13 protein-coding genes and 1 tRNA gene are annotated in these 14,728 nt (G+C 56.4%); 4 read left to right on the plus strand and 10 right to left on the minus strand.

Features of this window, described 5'->3' with window-relative positions; all coding sequences use genetic code 11:
• Positions 1-5 precede the first annotated feature (5 nt).
• The 7 genes from rbfA to GFH31_RS08550 form a co-directional block, all read right to left on the minus strand.
• Complete coding sequence (gene rbfA, locus GFH31_RS08520) at positions 6-353, minus strand: 30S ribosome-binding factor RbfA (RefSeq protein WP_153497778.1); 348 nt, start codon at positions 351-353, stop codon at positions 6-8.
• Positions 350-1,369, minus strand: coding sequence for a porin family protein (locus tag GFH31_RS08525; RefSeq protein ID WP_172970730.1), 1,020 nt, complete (start codon positions 1,367-1,369; stop codon positions 350-352). The genes rbfA and GFH31_RS08525 overlap by 4 nt, the downstream gene beginning before the upstream one ends.
• 45 nt (positions 1,370-1,414) lie before the next feature.
• The gene (locus GFH31_RS08530; protein WP_153497779.1) at positions 1,415-3,397 is read right to left on the minus strand and encodes an Ig-like domain-containing protein; all 1,983 of its coding nucleotides are present in this window, start codon (positions 3,395-3,397) and stop codon (positions 1,415-1,417) included.
• 39 nt (positions 3,398-3,436) lie between these two features.
• Positions 3,437-3,937 carry a 2-amino-4-hydroxy-6-hydroxymethyldihydropteridine diphosphokinase gene (gene folK / locus GFH31_RS08535; protein WP_118655466.1) on the minus strand — a complete coding sequence of 167 codons (501 nt, stop codon included), beginning with the start codon at positions 3,935-3,937 and terminating at the stop codon, positions 3,437-3,439.
• Positions 3,937-5,076, minus strand: a complete 1,140-nt coding sequence (locus tag GFH31_RS08540) for an ATP-binding protein (protein ID WP_101571800.1) — start codon at positions 5,074-5,076, stop codon at positions 3,937-3,939. The genes folK and GFH31_RS08540 overlap by 1 nt, the downstream gene beginning before the upstream one ends.
• 124 nt (positions 5,077-5,200) lie before the next feature.
• Complete coding sequence (dut, locus tag GFH31_RS08545; protein ID WP_055202594.1) at positions 5,201-5,635, minus strand: dUTP diphosphatase; 435 nt, start codon at positions 5,633-5,635, stop codon at positions 5,201-5,203.
• Between the two features lie 4 nt (positions 5,636-5,639).
• Positions 5,640-7,115 carry an oligosaccharide flippase family protein gene (locus GFH31_RS08550; protein ID WP_153497780.1) on the minus strand — a complete coding sequence of 492 codons (1,476 nt, stop codon included), beginning with the start codon at positions 7,113-7,115 and terminating at the stop codon, positions 5,640-5,642.
• Positions 7,116-7,483: 368 nt separating this feature from the next.
• On the opposite strand from GFH31_RS08550, the gene GFH31_RS08555 reads away from it, so the two are divergent.
• Positions 7,484-8,257 carry a hypothetical protein gene (locus GFH31_RS08555; RefSeq protein WP_101571797.1) on the plus strand — a complete coding sequence of 258 codons (774 nt, stop codon included), beginning with the start codon at positions 7,484-7,486 and terminating at the stop codon, positions 8,255-8,257.
• A gap of 70 nt (positions 8,258-8,327) precedes the next feature.
• On the opposite strand, the gene GFH31_RS08560 is transcribed toward GFH31_RS08555, so the two are convergent.
• The 3 genes from GFH31_RS08560 to GFH31_RS08570 all read right to left on the minus strand — a co-directional run bounded on the left by GFH31_RS08560 (position 8,328) and on the right by GFH31_RS08570 (position 10,086).
• Positions 8,328-8,789 (minus strand): thioredoxin family protein, encoded by a 462-nt coding sequence (locus GFH31_RS08560; RefSeq protein WP_055202588.1) that lies wholly within the window; start codon positions 8,787-8,789, stop codon positions 8,328-8,330.
• A gap of 98 nt (positions 8,790-8,887) precedes the next feature.
• Positions 8,888-9,952 carry a 23S rRNA (adenine(2503)-C(2))-methyltransferase RlmN gene (rlmN, locus tag GFH31_RS08565; RefSeq protein ID WP_153497781.1) on the minus strand — a complete coding sequence of 355 codons (1,065 nt, stop codon included), beginning with the start codon at positions 9,950-9,952 and terminating at the stop codon, positions 8,888-8,890.
• 60 nt (positions 9,953-10,012) lie between these two features.
• A tRNA-Ala gene (locus tag GFH31_RS08570) sits at positions 10,013-10,086 on the minus strand.
• A 173-nt stretch (positions 10,087-10,259) separates the two neighbouring features.
• Between GFH31_RS08570 and hflX the strand changes: the two genes are divergently transcribed.
• The 3 genes from hflX to GFH31_RS08585 all read left to right on the plus strand — a co-directional run bounded on the left by hflX (position 10,260) and on the right by GFH31_RS08585 (position 14,715).
• The gene (gene hflX, locus GFH31_RS08575; protein ID WP_153497782.1) at positions 10,260-11,456 is read left to right on the plus strand and encodes a GTPase HflX; all 1,197 of its coding nucleotides are present in this window, start codon (positions 10,260-10,262) and stop codon (positions 11,454-11,456) included.
• Positions 11,457-11,542: 86 nt separating this feature from the next.
• Positions 11,543-12,199, plus strand: coding sequence for a uracil phosphoribosyltransferase (gene upp / locus GFH31_RS08580; RefSeq protein WP_055203514.1), 657 nt, complete (start codon positions 11,543-11,545; stop codon positions 12,197-12,199).
• A gap of 20 nt (positions 12,200-12,219) precedes the next feature.
• Positions 12,220-14,715 (plus strand): helix-turn-helix domain-containing protein, encoded by a 2,496-nt coding sequence (locus tag GFH31_RS08585; RefSeq protein WP_228385748.1) that lies wholly within the window; start codon positions 12,220-12,222, stop codon positions 14,713-14,715.
• The last annotated feature ends 13 nt before the right edge of the window (positions 14,716-14,728 follow it).

Raw genomic sequence — 14,728 nt, forward strand, 5'->3', positions numbered from 1 at the left:
ATTTTCTATTTCAGCAGTTTGTCGATCGCGCTGATGTATTCCAGCGAGTCGTCGATGTAGAAGGCCAGTTCGGGCACGTGTCGCAACTGGTTCCTGACCCGCACGCCGAGCGTTTTGCGAATCAGCCAGTTGTTTTCCTGCAGCGAGGCCATCACCTCCGCATGTTTTTCGAACGGGAAGATGCTCAGGTAAATCTTAGCCAGTTCGAAATCCGGACTCATCCGTACCAGCGTTACCGATACCATGGTTCCGCACAGCAGCGAAGCGGCCTCTTTGGAAAAAATTTCGCTGATGTCGCGTTGGATTTGCCGCCCGATTTTTTGCTGGCGGGTGGATTCGATGCGGTCGTTCATTTTTTATCTGTTTTTTGTGATTCCTGTATCGATTCGGTCTCTTTTATCGTCGGTTGGCCGGCCGTTTGTCCGGGCGTTCCGGCGGGTGCGGGATACTCCTTTTTCGTTTTTTCCCGTTTCGTCTTCCGCTTTTCCGGTTTTTGCCGCTGCAGGGAGTCCGGAAGCATTCGTTGCAGGGAGTCCGGGAGCGCTTGCCGTAGTCCGGATGGCAGACTATCGGCGGAAAGGTCCGCTGCGCCCAGGCTATCCCCGTGCTTTTTCGCTTTTTCGATCAGTCTTTCGGCCCGGCGCATTTCGGCCTCCTGCATCCGTCTCGCGACGCCCTTGCTCGGCTCGGCGCGGATGCCTTCTTTGCTCAGGCGGTAATAGAAGGCCATCGAAACGTTGATGTTGTCCAGCGGCGAATGGGTCGGATTGCCCTGATATTTGGTTCCGTTCCGCAGAACGTCCGAGTAACCGAAATAGTAGCGGCCTTCGAAAGCCACTTCGAACCGACGGATCAGGAACGAAAGTCCCGCTCCGCCGCAAAGTCCGTATCCCCACCGCGTATCGCGGGTCAGTTTCATCGTATACGGTCCCTGTTCGTAGATCCCCGCCCGTTTCGATTTATAATAGTATTTCGAGTCCATGAAATAAGAGAGGTAGACGCCCAGGTTGACGAAGAAGCGTCCGTGCCGCTGCATGAAGTAGAAATGCGGCTGCCACATCAGCGGCAGTTCGAACGAATTGATCGTGCGGTGGTAGCTCGTGTCGCCTTTGCTTTGCAGGTCGTACATGAATCCGCGTCCCATGTACTGCAAGTCGGCCTGGATGGCCCCGACGAATTTTTGCGCGGTATAGAATTTATACGAAATCCCGCCCGAATAGAGCCCCCATTCGGTGCCCGTCTCCCGGGACGGGGTGAACCGTGCGGAACCGCCGCCCCATCCGCCGCGCACGCCGATATAATGCTGGGCCCGGAGCGTTCCGCATCCCAGCAGGATCACGAGTAAAGACAGTTTAGCTATTTTCCACATATTTCGTTTCTTGTTCCGCATTCGTTTGTTCCGCGACAGCTTTCGTTACCGGCCTATCATGCTGCCCATACCTCCCATGCTGCCCATGCCCATGCCGCCGCCGCTGTTATGCTGTTTCTTCTGGTTGGCGGCGTCTTCGGCCCGTTTTTTTGCGATCGCTTTCAGCCGCGCTTCGTTGTCCCGGTTGATTTTCGCCGTCATGCTTTCCATCGTAACGGGGCCGAAAATCCGGTTCATGTCCACGTCGAAGACCAATTCCCAGTTCTCCTTAGTCGTGATCTCCTCCGAATTATTGTCGTCGACGTACATCCCGACCCGTTCGGGCTGCCGTCTTTCGACCAGCGATCCGGTGTCCCATCGGCCGTTCCCGTTGAAATCCTCGATGAAACGGATTTTTACGGTACCTACGTCGATGTATTGCAGCGTATGGCTCCCCGTTTTCAGATGGGCGACCTCTTTCAGAACGGAGCCCTGCGGGGAGATCACCTGTACGACGTATTCGCTTTCGGGCGTTTTACCCTGGATATTCAGCACCAGCGTGGCGTACTTTTCGGGCGATTCGATCGTAAATTCGGATCGCAGCGTATCGTTGCTCTCGCCGTTGGTGTTCTTGAATACGCCGGCCGGGATAAGCAGCCGGTATTTTTGATCGGCTTCCCACGGGGCCGCGAGAGTCCATTTCCGGAGTTTCAGGGTATCCTGCCGGAAAGTCAGCCCGACCGGCGTCGTCTGGTCGCCTTCCCCGAGTTTCAGCAACGACATGGCCGCGCTGTCGACTCCCGTCAGCGGATAATCGAATTCGAAAACGATGTTTTTCTCCGGATTGAGCGTCGTTCCGCCCGCTACGCGGACTTTGAACGGATTGGGTTCCGGAAGGTCGTCCTCTTTTTTCTTTTTCTCCTCTTTTTCTTTTTTCACCGGGGCCCTCCAGCCCAGTTTCAGCAGTTGGGTGTCGGGCTGCAAGCGGAACAGGCTGTCGTGCTTCATGTAAATCAGCTTGCCGCGCAGCGTGTCGGGCAGGTCTTCGGATCTGGAGTCGAACCACAGTTCCATGGTGTCCCGCTTCGAATTTCCGTATTCGGTGACGATCTTTCCGGGGTCGATTCCTTCGAACGAAAGTTCTTTGATGTCGGGATGCGGAGCCGTAAAGGTAAGCACGATCCGGTTGCCGTGCGTGCGCTTCGATCCGGTGTAGGTCTGCCGTCTGAACGGTTTGTCCATGAACATCCGCATCATGACCTGCGGGTCGGCCTGCATGTAGCGGCGCGTGGTGTCGTACCAGATGTCGAATCCCGGCTGGTTCAGCGGGTTGTAGGTCGAGTCGAGGAATGCCACGCGGTCCACTCCCGGTTCGTATTCGAGGTTCCCGTTGTTGTCTTCGAGCGCGTAGATCCGGTAGTCGATCGGTTTCAGGTTCTCAGCGATGAAGATTCCGTTCGGGAAAGATTTCCCGACGGCGATCGGTTTGCTTTTCAGCAGCGTCGAATCGTACTGCGGGATCGAGTCGGTTTTCGCGTCGTAAAAGAGGATGTAGACGTTGCCCACCGTATCCGTCGTCATGGCGTCGGTCGTGTAGCCGGACATCAGCAGCGAGTCGATGTGGTCGCCCGTCGAAAAGACGTAGCGCAGGCCGGTATACGGATTCCCCTCGTTGTTGTCCACGACGCTTTTGCCGAAGTTCAGCGAATAGGTCTGGTTCGAATCCAGATCCTCCTTCAGGTCGATCTGGATACCCCGCCCCCGCAGCATGAGGGTCGGTTTTTTCTTCATGAACGGGGAGGTGAAAAACTCCTTCTGCTGGTCTTTGAGCTGGACGTATTCGTTGAACTGGATCGTGATCCGTTTGTCTTTGAAATTGGTCGTCCCGAAAGCGGGGGTCATCATGACGACTTTCGGCGGCAGCGAGTCGCGCGGGCCTCCCTGCGGGGTGCCGACGCTGGCGCAGCGGGCCAGGATCCCGAAGCAGAAAAAAGCCAGGATCCCGAAGCGGGCGATTGTTTTACAGATATTTATTTCGGTCACGCTCATTTTAATCGGAGAATAGGAAACAAAGGTAGTGATTTTTCGTCAGTTTTTCATGCCGTCCGCGCCCGGCGGATTTGCGGCCTGCAGCAGTTCGCGGCGCAGTTGCCGGATCGTTTTCTTCAGCACCGGGTGCACGTAGTCGGGAAGTACCTCCTCGAGCGGCGCCAGCACGAAATCCCTTTCGGCGATCCGCGGGTGGGGAATCGTCAGCCGGTCGCTGTCGACGACCCGGTTGTCGTAGAACAGCAGGTCGATATCCATCGTGCGCGAACCGTACCGCGGCCCGGGCCGGCGAACCCGCCCCAACTGCCGTTCGATCTGCAGGCAGCGCTCCAACAGTTGTTCAGGCGGAAGCGCCGTGGCGACTACGAGCACCTGGTTCAGAAAACGTTCCTCGGCTTCGAATCCCCACGCTTCGGACTCCAGTACGGACGAACATCGTTCGACGACACCCACCTCGCGGGAGATCGCCTCCCGCGCCGCTTCCAGGTTTTCCGCTACCGACCCGAGGTTTCCGCCGGTGATCAGGACTGCTTTCGACATCAGATTTTACGGATCAATTTGCTGATTGTTAATGCAAAGTGCGGGAATAGGATGCGCGGGTTGCCATTCTGGGCGACCTGTCGGATCGCCAGTTCCATTTCGGCGATCAGTTGCTCGATGTTCCCGTTGTTGACGTACGGAGCAAATTTCCTGCAAAATTCGTATTCGCGGCCGAACAGGTAGGCGATCCGTTCGACGCCGGCCGTCAGCATGTAGCTGTCGCGGAGCAGCCGGATGGCGTTTTCGAGCAGTTGTTTCTGTTCTTCGCGGCCCAGGGCGGCGACCGTTTCGGCCCATTCCAGCAGTTCCATGTGGCGGTCTTCATAGCTGAGCCGCATCAGCCGCACGAACAGTTCGAAATATTCGTCGCTGCTTTCGCGTTGTTCCAGCACCCGCGACGCTTCGAGGATGCTGCCGCGCGCGAGCCGCGCGACTTTGGCCGCATCGTCCGTCGGCAACCCTTTGCGGGCGGCGAGCCACGCCGCCATCCGTTCGTCCGCGATGGCCGGTACGTCGACGACCTGCATCCGCGACAGGATGGTGGGCAGCAGCCGTTCGGGCGATTCGGAGACCATCAGGAAGAGGGTCTTTTCCCACGGTTCCTCGATGATTTTCAGCAGTTTGTTCGCCGCCTGCGTGTTCATCCGCTCGGGCAGCCAGATAATGACCGCCTTGTATTCCGATTCGAACGCTTTGAATGACAGTTTGCGGATGATCTCGTCGGCTTCGAACGTGCTGATATTTCCCTGTTTGTTGTCTATTTCGATGGCCGAATACCACATCGGTTCGCTGAAATACCCGCCGGTTTTTTCGAACAGCCGCCTCCACTGCGACAGGAAAGCGTCGCTCAGCGGCTTCTCGCCCGACGATTTTCCTTTCGGCGTGTTGACCGGAAAGACGAAATGGACATCCGGATGGGCCAATTGCGCGATCTGGCGGCAGGACGGGCATTGCCCGCAAGAGTCCCCATCGCGGCGGTCGGTGCAGTTTAGGTACTGGGCATAGGCGATCGCCAGCGGCAGTGCGCCGACGCCTTCGCCGCCAATGAAGAGCTGGGCATGGCTGATTCGTCCGCGCGTTACGCCCTGAACCAGTTTGGCGGCGGTTTCTTGCTGTCCTGTGATCTCTTTAAACTGCATGGCTTCGTTGTTTGAAAATGACCGGGTTTTCCGTCGCGGCGGCCGTTTCCGCTCCGGTGTGGCGTTTGCGCGGACTGCGGCGGCGCAACCCTCCCTGCAAAGATACGAAAAACCGCGGAGTTTATTATTTGCGTCCGGTCGATCCGAATCCGCCGGCGCCGCGCTCCGTTTCGCTCAGCTCCGACACGCTTTCCCATTCGATGCGCGTGAATTGCGCGACGACCAGTTGCGCGATCCGCTCGCCCGGTTTCAGTTCGAACGGCTCGTTCGACAGGTTGACCAAGATCACTTTGATTTCGCCGCGGTAGTCGGGGTCGATTGTCCCCGGCGCGTTGGCTATTGAAATGCCGTGTTTGGCGGCCAGCCCGCTGCGCGGACGCACCTGGATCTCGTAACCGTCCGGGATTTCGACGTAAAGGCCCGTCGGAACGAGAGCCCTTTGCAGCGGTTCGAGCACGATGCTTTCGGTCGTATTGGCCCGGACGTCGAGGCCGGCCGCGCTGACCGTTTCGTAATGCGGCAGTTCGAATGCCGATCGGTTTATGACTTTTATTTTCATATCGTTAACGTTTAATGATCGAGTGTAATATACCTTTCATGTCGATTTTTTCGAGACGGATCGCATAGAATCCGAAAGCCGCCAGCATCGCGAGGTTCAGCGTGTACTCCAGCGCGGCGGGTAGCGCGGACGTGAGCAGCGACGCCCCGTAAATCGCCCCGCCGACCAGGAAGTAGGTCCCGATCCGGCGCAAGTCGTACGGGACGGGATAGTGTTTCTGGTTCAGGTAATAGCTGACGGCGACCATGGCGGTTTCGCAGCCCAGCCGGGCGAGCGCGGCTCCGAAATATCCCAAGACGGGAGTCAGCGCCAGGTTCAACCCGAGCGTGAAAACGAGCCCCGTTCCGGTGATCCAGATCGCGTATTTCGTTTCGCCGGTCTTTTTGTACCAGAACGACAGGTTCAGCCAGATCCCTGCGAAAATATTCGCCAGCAGGATGACCGGCAGCATGTAAACCCCTTCGCGGAAGTCTTTCCCCATCATCAGCGCGAACAAGTTCGTGAAGAGCGTGATGCCCAGAAACATGAAGATCGACACGATGATGAAATATTTTTGGGCCTCTGCGTTTTGCCGTTTGAAATCGTCGTTTTTAAACCCCGACAGAAAGTAGGGCTCCGCGGCGTAACGGTACATCTGGGTGAATAGGAAGATGATGACGGCTAACTTCGAAACGGCGCCGTAGATGCCCAACGCGTCCATCGAGATGCCCGAAGGCAGCAGGTATTTGATCATCTGCCGGTCGATGAACTGGTTCGATACGCCGGCGATGCCGCTGACCAGCAGCGGGAACGAGTACGCCAGAATCGTCCGCAACTGCCGCCACCGGATGCGCGGCATGGCGTCCCGGAAGTCCGGTATCAGTGCGAACAGCAGCACGATGTTGGCCAGCAGGTCGGCCAGCAGCACGTATCCGGCCCCGTATTGCGGGTCGTACCACGATGCGCAGATGCCGAGTTCGGCCAGTCCGGGCAGTCCCGAGTAGAAAAAGAAAGTCAGCGCGAGGTTGACGATCACGAACAGCAGCCGCAGGATCATGAACCGTTTGGCCCGGCCTTGCTGCCGCAACCGCGCCAGCGGGATCGCCGTGACGGTATTCAGCATAACGATGGCGGCGACCAGCCGGATGTACGACGGATGGTCGGTGTATTCCATGACCCGGGCCAGTTGTGGCGTAAACAGCAGCGCGAGTACGAAAAAAACGATGCTGACGGCGGTCACCGCGCCCCATACGTTCGAAAAGATCGTCCGCTTTTCCGCTTCGCTGCCGGCCTTTCCCGCAAAGCGGAAATAACCGGTTTCGAGGCCCATCGTCAGCAGCACCAGCACGAACGGGATCAGCGCGTAGAGGTCGGTGACGACTCCGTACTCGCCGACGGTCATCACGCGGGTCAGGTACGGGAACAGCAGGTAATTCAGGAAACGGGGCACGATCGTCCCTAGCCCGTAGATCGCCGTCTGTCCCGCCAGTTGTTTCAGCATATCGGGTTAATTTTTCACAAAAATAGCGAAATATGCGATACGATGCGATGTCTGCCCGTTTTTAATATTCCGTGTGTTTCGCCCCGGTTTTTTCGGTCGAAACGTCCGGAACGTTCCGCTTCGAAAACAAAAAAGGCCGCCGCTTCGTGATGTGAACAGCCTCTTTGAAACGACACCATATTCGGTGTTGGATTTCAAAATTTCGAGTAGTTTAATTTAATTCTGTCGCAAAATGAATTTATTCCTATCTTTGTAATAGTCATTGAATAAACGATAATGTTTGCCGAACGTAATTTACCGGAGGGTAGAAAGCCGTTTACCGGCCCGTACGATGTCTGCCGAAATAGCGATCGTTAACTTTCCACGCCATGAAAAACAAGTCGATACTGCTGTCTCTATTGCTGGGATTTATTTTTCCGACCGCATTCGCCCAAAACGGGCCACATAAAAACGGCGGAGCGTTTGAGAAAAAAATCGAAAACAATTACAAAAACAAATCCATACAGATAATCAAGGGAAAAAAATACGGCATTTGGAATCTCGATAGTAAGACCGAACTCGAAAAACGCTTCTTCGGAGATTATAATGCGGATGTCGAGTTTTTCGTATCCCCCTCCTTCGAAGGTGCGACCGGTTTCCGTCTTACGAAAGATTCGACCGAGACTTCCTATATCCTCGAGGTCAAACGCGTTTCGAATTACAAGGAAGCTTCCCGACTGGCGGAGGAAAAGTTTCCGTCGATAGGGATTCCGATGGCGCTGCTTAATTCTTTACCTAAGAATATCAAAAGCCTGATATTTGATCATAATTCCGCTATGTATCCCAAAGCAAGGGAAGAAGAGTTAAAACTGTACACGATCGAGACCCGCTCTTTCCCCGTAAGCGATCGGTTCGCAGAAAAATTATACTCCAAAATGCTTTCATCGATCGATGACTTCAAAGCCGAGGGAAGGCCGGAGGGGTTTTTTGATGGTTATCGGGTAACTTTCCGTTGCGTTGTCGGAGATGAATTACGATCTCTGCATATACGTATGCCTCAAGGTGATATCCTGGCTTTCTCCGATCTTTGCAGACAGATGATCGACGATGCTGGAAAAGGCGAGTTCGACGAATCAAAATATATCAAATCATTGAAGAAATGACTCGATATATCGTTTCGAAAAAGGCCGCCGCACGAAGCGACGGCCTTTCTGGAAAAGGTTTTGTCGGCGGTTATTCCTTGCCGATGTTGTCGAGGGCTTCCTGTACTTTTTCGATGAACATGTCGCCGTCGGCTCCTCCGACGATTCGCCCTACTTCCGTTCCGTCCTTATCGAGGATCAGGAAGGTGGGGTAGGCGCGCACGCCGTATTTTTTAGCGACGTCGATGCCTTCGCCCTTCTCTGCGTCGAATTTGGCGTTGACGAACGTCTTATTGAAGTAGTTGCCCACTTTTTCCTGCGGAAAGACCTGCGTGGCCATCGCTTTGCACGGGCCGCACCAGGTGGCGTAAACATCCACGAACAGGTATTTTTTCTCCTTGGCGGCTTTTGCCAGCAACTCTTTCAGCGTCCCTTTTTCGAACACCGTTCCTTTGATCTCCTTGGCGGCCGGGGCTGTCTCCTTCGTGTTATTCTGAGCGAATGCCGCTACCGAGAACAGCGCCAACATCGTCATTGCAATCCATTTTTTCATAATTTTTCGGTTTTTAATGGTTCGTATCGGTTGTCGTTTGCAATTGTCGTTCCATAACATAACGGAAAAACCGTCCGTTTAGTTGTGCATTTCCTTCGTTATTTTGCGTTTCCGGTCGGTCGCTGCCCGGAGCCGGCCTCTCGTTTTTCCTGCTCGCGGGTGGACAGCAGTCCGCAGGCTGCCTGGATGTCTTCGCCGCGCGAAGCGCGGATCGTCGTCGTGATCCCCCGGCGGGTCAGCGCGTCGCGGAAACGGACCAGGGTCGTCTCGTCCGGGCTTTGCATCGGGGCGTCGGGGATGGCGTGGAAGCGGATCAGGTTGATGCGGCATTTCAGCCCCGCCAGCAGTCGGACGAGCGCTGCTACATGCCGGTCGGAATCGTTGATTCCCCGGAACATGATGTATTCGAAACTGATGCGTCGCTGGTGCGAAAAATCCCATTTTTTCAACTCCTTCACCACTTCTTCGATCGGATACCGGTTTTGTACCGGCATCATTTCGAGCCGTTCGGCGGCGAACGGGTTGTGCAGGCTCACCGCCAGGTGCACTTTCGTCTTTTCCAGGAACGTGCGCATGGCCGGGATGACGCCGACGGTCGACAGCGTGATACGGGTCGGACTCCAGGCGTAACCCCAATCGGCGGTCAGGATTTCGAGCGACCGCAGTACGTTATCCGCGTTGTCGAGCGGTTCGCCCATGCCCATGTAGACCACGTTGGTCAGTTGCGCGCTTTCGGGGATCGACCGGATTTGATTCAGAATTTCGCCGGCGGTCAGGTTATGCGCGAAACCTTGGCGTGCCGTCATGCAGAAGCGGCAGCCCATCCGGCAGCCCGACTGCGACGAAACGCACAGCGTCGCCCGCTGGCCGTCCGGGATGTAGGCCGATTCGACGAAGCGATCCCGCAACGTCGGGAAAAGGTATTTTTTCGTGCCGTCCGCAGATTGCTGTACGGCAGCCGACGGGATGCGGCCTACCTGATATCTCTCTTCGAGCGCCCGGCGGTTTTTCAGCGAAATGTTCGTCATCTCGTCGATCGACAGCGCTCCCTTCCGGTAAATCCATGCCGCGATCTGAGTGGCCGTGAAGCGCGGCATCCCGAACGAAGCGGCGACTTCGGCGAGCTCGCCGAGCGTTTTGCCGAACAACCATTCCTTTTCCATAGCGCAACGGGTTTGTACAAATAAAAAAAGGCTGTCGCCGACAGCCTGTAAAAGTCAAGGTGGAGAATACCAGGGTCGAACTGGTGACCTCTTGCATGCCATGCAAGCGCTCTAGCCAACTGAGCTAATCCCCCTTCGGGGGACAAATATAGGCATATTTTCAAAATCTGCAAAACCGGATGACGAAAAAAACGGGCGGAGGCTTTTTTTCGACGGTATTTTTTGTAAATTTGTGGTAAATTGAGTCTGGTGCGCGAGAGACGGGGGAGGGTGTTCCGGCCGCGTGGCGAAGCGCCTTTTTGAATTTATGAAACAGGAAAACGAAACGATAGTTCCCGCCCGCGAAGCCGTGCTGGTCGCGGTGATCCGGGATCAGCAGCAGGAACGGCAGGCCGTGGAATACCTCGACGAACTGGAGTTTCTGGCCGAGACGGCCGGGATCGCTTCTGTCAAACGGTTTACTCAGCGGTTGGCCAACCCTTCGTCGAAAACGTTCGTCGGCGAGGGTAAACTGGCCGAGATCGCGGCTTACGTCGAGGAGCACGAGATCGCCTACGTGATTTTCGACGACGAACTGACTCCGTCGCAGTTGCGCAACCTTGATCGGATTTTCAAAAATAAGATTTACGACCGGACGAGTCTGATTCTCGATATTTTCGTACAGCGTGCGACCACGGCCTATGCGAAAGCGCAGGTCGAACTGGCCCAGTGTCAGTACTTGTTGCCTCGGTTGACCGGGATGTGGACGCATCTCGAACGGCAGCGCGGCGGAACCGGGACGCGCGGCGGCGCCGGCGAACGGGAGATCGAGACCGACCGCCGCGTGATCCGCGACCGGATCAGCAGGCTGAAAGAGCAGCTCAAAAAGATCGACCGGCAGATGGCCGTGCAGCGCAGCAACCGCGGGTCGCTGGTGCGCGTGGCGCTGGTAGGCTATACGAACGTCGGAAAATCGACGTTGATGAATCTGGTTTCGAAAAGCGAGGTTTTTGCCGAGAACAAGTTGTTCGCGACGCTCGACACGACGGTGCGCAAAGTTGTTTTCGACAACCTGCCGTTCTTGTTGTCGGATACGGTCGGCTTTATCCGCAAGCTGCCGCATCAACTGGTCGAATCGTTCAAGTCGACGCTCGACGAGGTGCGCGAAGCCGACCTGCTGCTGCATGTGGTGGATATTTCACATCCGAATTTCGAGGAGCAGATCGACGTGGTGAAGCAGACCCTGCAGGAGATCGGGGCGGGCGATAAACCGGTTTTTCTGATCTTTAACAAGATCGACGCTTACACGTTCGTCCGCAAGGACGAGGACGACCTGACCCCGGCCACGCGCGAGAATCTTTCGCTGGAAGATCTGAAGCAAAGTTGGATCGCAAAAGCCAACACGCCGTGTATCTTCCTTTCGGCGCGCGAGAAAATCAATATCGAAAAGTTCCGGCACGACCTGTACGGCATAGTGCGCGAGATCCATGCAGGGCGTTATCCGTTCAATAACTTTTTGTATTGATCGTGTTTTTGTGGAATACAAAAATGTATTTTAATAAAGAATATTGCGAAAATTCACAAAACAGCTACATAAAAAAGGGCGGACAGATGATGATACGGGTATTGGATCGGGAAAACACCATTTTCAACAGATTTATCGCGCAGATGCGCGATGTGAACGTGCAGGGCGACAGTATGCGCTTCCGGCGCAACCTGGAGCGGGCCGGCGAGGTGATGGCTTATGAGATCAGCAAGACGCTGCATTATACGAAGCATGTCGTGGAGACGCCGCTCGGCGAGGCCGAAGTGTCGCTGCCGGACGACCAACTGGTGATCGCTACGATCCTGCGGGCGGGGATTCCGTTTCATCAGGGTTTTCTGAATTATTTCGACGATGCGCAGAACGCGTTCGTGTCGGCCTACCGGAAGTATAGCAAGGACGGCAGTTTCCATATCAAGGTTGAGTATATATCGAGTTGCGAATTGACCGGCAAGACGCTGCTGCTCGTCGATCCGATGCTGGCTACCGGGGCGTCGTTGGCGCTGACCTATCAGGCGTTGCTGGAGAAGGCCGGGAAACCCCGCCGGACGATCGTCGCTACGGTGATCGCCAGCGAGGAGGGGATCGAATTCGCGAAAAAGAATTTTTCGATGCAGGAGGCCGAGATTTGGTGCGGAACGGTGGATGCCGAACTGACGGTGAAATCCTATATCGTTCCCGGGATCGGCGATGCCGGCGATCTGGCCTACGGCGATAAAATGTAATGAACTGTTAGATAGGGCGAATGCCCGATGGGGGAACGATGGAGAATCCGCAGTTGGAACTGGCCGACCGTTTTATCGGGGAGACCGCCGTCAATCTGTTTTTGACCGGACGGGCGGGGACGGGCAAGACTACGTTCCTGCACAGGCTGCGGGAACGCTCGCCGAAACGGATGATCGTCGTGGCGCCGACCGGTGTGGCAGCGATCAATGCCGGCGGGGTGACGATCCATTCGTTTTTCCAGTTGGCGTTCGCACCGTATATTCCCGAATCCGTCCGCGGCGTGAACCCGCAGAACCGACAGGAGCAGTTCCGTTTCAATAAACAGAAAATAGCCATTATTCGCAGCATCGACCTGCTGGTGATCGACGAGATCAGCATGGTCCGCGCCGACGTGCTCGATGCGGTCAGCGACGTGCTCAGGCGGTACCGCGATCCGGGCAAACCGTTCGGCGGCGTGCAACTGCTGCTGATCGGCGACCTGCAGCAGTTGGCTCCGGTCGTGCGCGACGAGGAGTGGAGCTTGCTCGGTCGATTCTATGCGTCGCCGTTCTTTTTCGAATCCCGGGCACTGAAGGAGACGTCGTACGTCTGCATCGAATTGCAACATATTTACCGGCAGAGCGACGAACGCTTCATTACGATGCTGAATGCCGTGCGCGAAAGCCGCGTCGATCCTGCGATGCTCGAAGAGCTGAACCGCCGTTACCGGCCCGCTTTCGATCCGGACGAAAAGGACGGATACATTACGTTGACATCGCATAACCATACGGCGCATGGGATCAACGAGGCGAAAATGGCCGCGCTGCCCGGCGCGTCCTGTACTTACCAGGCGGCGCTGGAAGGAACGTTTCCGGAATACCTTTATCCGACCGATGCGTCGCTGACGTTGAAGGCGGGGGCGCAGGTGATGTTCATCAAAAACGATCCGTCGCCCGAGAAACGGTATTATAACGGAAAAATCGGTATCGTGACGGGGTTGGACGACGGGTCGGTCGAGGTGCTGCCGCACGGGGCCGCCGAGCCGATCGCCGTGGAACCGGCCGAATGGCTGAATACCAAATACAAGATCGATCCCGAAACGAAAGAGCTGACCGAAGAGGTCGAAGGCCGCTTCGTTCAGTATCCGCTGAAAGCGGCATGGGCTATTACGATCCATAAAAGCCAGGGGCTTACGTTTGAACGCGCGGTGATCGACGCGGCCGACTCTTTTTCGCACGGGCAGGTGTACGTGGCGCTCAGTCGCTGCAAGAGTTTGGAAGGGTTGGTGCTGCGCGCCCCGCTCGACGCGCGTTGCATGATCTGCGATCCTACCGTCCGCGCGTTTACGGATTACGCCGCGGAACACCGGCCGGACGGCGCGCTGCTGGCCCGTCAGGCCGAAGCTTATTACCGGCGGCTGTTGTTGGAACTGTTCGATTTCGCGGCGGTAGGCAAACGACTGCGGATACTCCGCCGGTTCGTCGACGAACACCTGGGCGCGCTTTATCCGAAATTGTCGGCCATGTGGCAACAGCATACGGTGCGTTTCAGCACCGAGATAAGCGATGTCGGCATTCGTTTCCAAAAACAGATCGACCGTATGATCGGCGGGAGCGCAGGCTACCGCGACGATCCGCGGCTCGCCGAACGGGTCGGCAAAGGACGGGACTATTTCCTGGCCCGATGCGGCGAGATTATCGATCCGCTGTTGGCGGCCTGCGACGTCGAGATCGACAGCAAGGAGCTGCGGAAAGATTTTGCGAAGATGCTGTCGGCGGCCGGGGACCAGGTGCGGATTAAAAAAGCCGTGCTGGAGGCGACCGCTGACGGATTCGACCTGCACCGTTACCTGGAAGCGAAGGCGAAGGCTTCGCTGGAAGAGTCCCGGATTTCGATCGGCGCGGAAGCGAAGGTGACGGTTTCCGACGACGTGCTGCATCCGGCGCTTTTCGAAACGCTGCGGAGCTGGCGCAAAGAGGAGGCCGGCCGGCAAAAAGTTCCGGTATACGTGGTGATGAGCCAGAAAGCGCTGCTCGGCGTGTCGAACCTGTTGCCTTCTTCGCTCCGCGAACTGGCGCGTATCAAAGGGATAGGCGATAAGTTTCTGGAGAAATACGGGGACACGGTGCTGGAATTCGTTCGGGAGTTCCGGGCCGAAACGGGAGCCGATATGGATTTCCCGACTCCGGAGGTCGCCGTGAGGCCGGATGCAGGGGGGACGAAACCGAAGAGAAAAGAGCGGGAGGACACGCGGCTGGTTACGCTGGGATTGCTCGAAGAGGGGCTTACCCGCCGCGAAATCGCCGCCGAACGCGGATTGAGCGCAGCTACGATCGACGGGCATATTGCCGACCTGATCCGGCGCGGCGCGCTCGAAGCCGACCGATTCGTGCCGGAAGACAAGATCCGGGCGATTACCCGTTGTCTGAACGAGCATCCCGGAGAGAAATTCGCATTGATACAGGAAAATCTCGGCAGCGATTATTCGTACAGCGAGATCCGTTTCGTGCACAGTGCGCTCGAACGGGGCGAGTAGTCCGCCGTTGCGG

The sequence above is a fragment of the Alistipes sp. dk3624 genome (assembly GCF_009557455.1).
Lineage (GTDB): Bacteria > Bacteroidota > Bacteroidia > Bacteroidales > Rikenellaceae > Alistipes_A > Alistipes_A hominis.

Coding starts and splice junctions, on each gene's coding strand:
- hflX (WP_153497782.1), top strand. CDS start 10,260: ATGAAACAGGAAAACGAAACGATAGTTCCCGCCCGCGAAGCCGTGCTG.
- GFH31_RS08555 (WP_101571797.1), top strand. CDS start 7,484: ATGAAAAACAAGTCGATACTGCTGTCTCTATTGCTGGGATTTATTTTT.
- upp (WP_055203514.1), top strand. CDS start 11,543: ATGATGATACGGGTATTGGATCGGGAAAACACCATTTTCAACAGATTT.
- rlmN (WP_153497781.1), bottom strand. CDS start 9,952: ATGGAAAAGGAATGGTTGTTCGGCAAAACGCTCGGCGAGCTCGCCGAA.
- GFH31_RS08525 (WP_172970730.1), bottom strand. CDS start 1,369: ATGTGGAAAATAGCTAAACTGTCTTTACTCGTGATCCTGCTGGGATGC.
- folK (WP_118655466.1), bottom strand. CDS start 3,937: ATGTCGAAAGCAGTCCTGATCACCGGCGGAAACCTCGGGTCGGTAGCG.
- GFH31_RS08560 (WP_055202588.1), bottom strand. CDS start 8,789: ATGAAAAAATGGATTGCAATGACGATGTTGGCGCTGTTCTCGGTAGCG.
- GFH31_RS08585 (WP_228385748.1), top strand. CDS start 12,220: ATGCCCGATGGGGGAACGATGGAGAATCCGCAGTTGGAACTGGCCGAC.
- GFH31_RS08540 (WP_101571800.1), bottom strand. CDS start 5,076: ATGCAGTTTAAAGAGATCACAGGACAGCAAGAAACCGCCGCCAAACTG.
- GFH31_RS08550 (WP_153497780.1), bottom strand. CDS start 7,115: ATGCTGAAACAACTGGCGGGACAGACGGCGATCTACGGGCTAGGGACG.
- rbfA (WP_153497778.1), bottom strand. CDS start 353: ATGAACGACCGCATCGAATCCACCCGCCAGCAAAAAATCGGGCGGCAA.
- dut (WP_055202594.1), bottom strand. CDS start 5,635: ATGAAAATAAAAGTCATAAACCGATCGGCATTCGAACTGCCGCATTAC.
- GFH31_RS08530 (WP_153497779.1), bottom strand. CDS start 3,397: ATGAGCGTGACCGAAATAAATATCTGTAAAACAATCGCCCGCTTCGGG.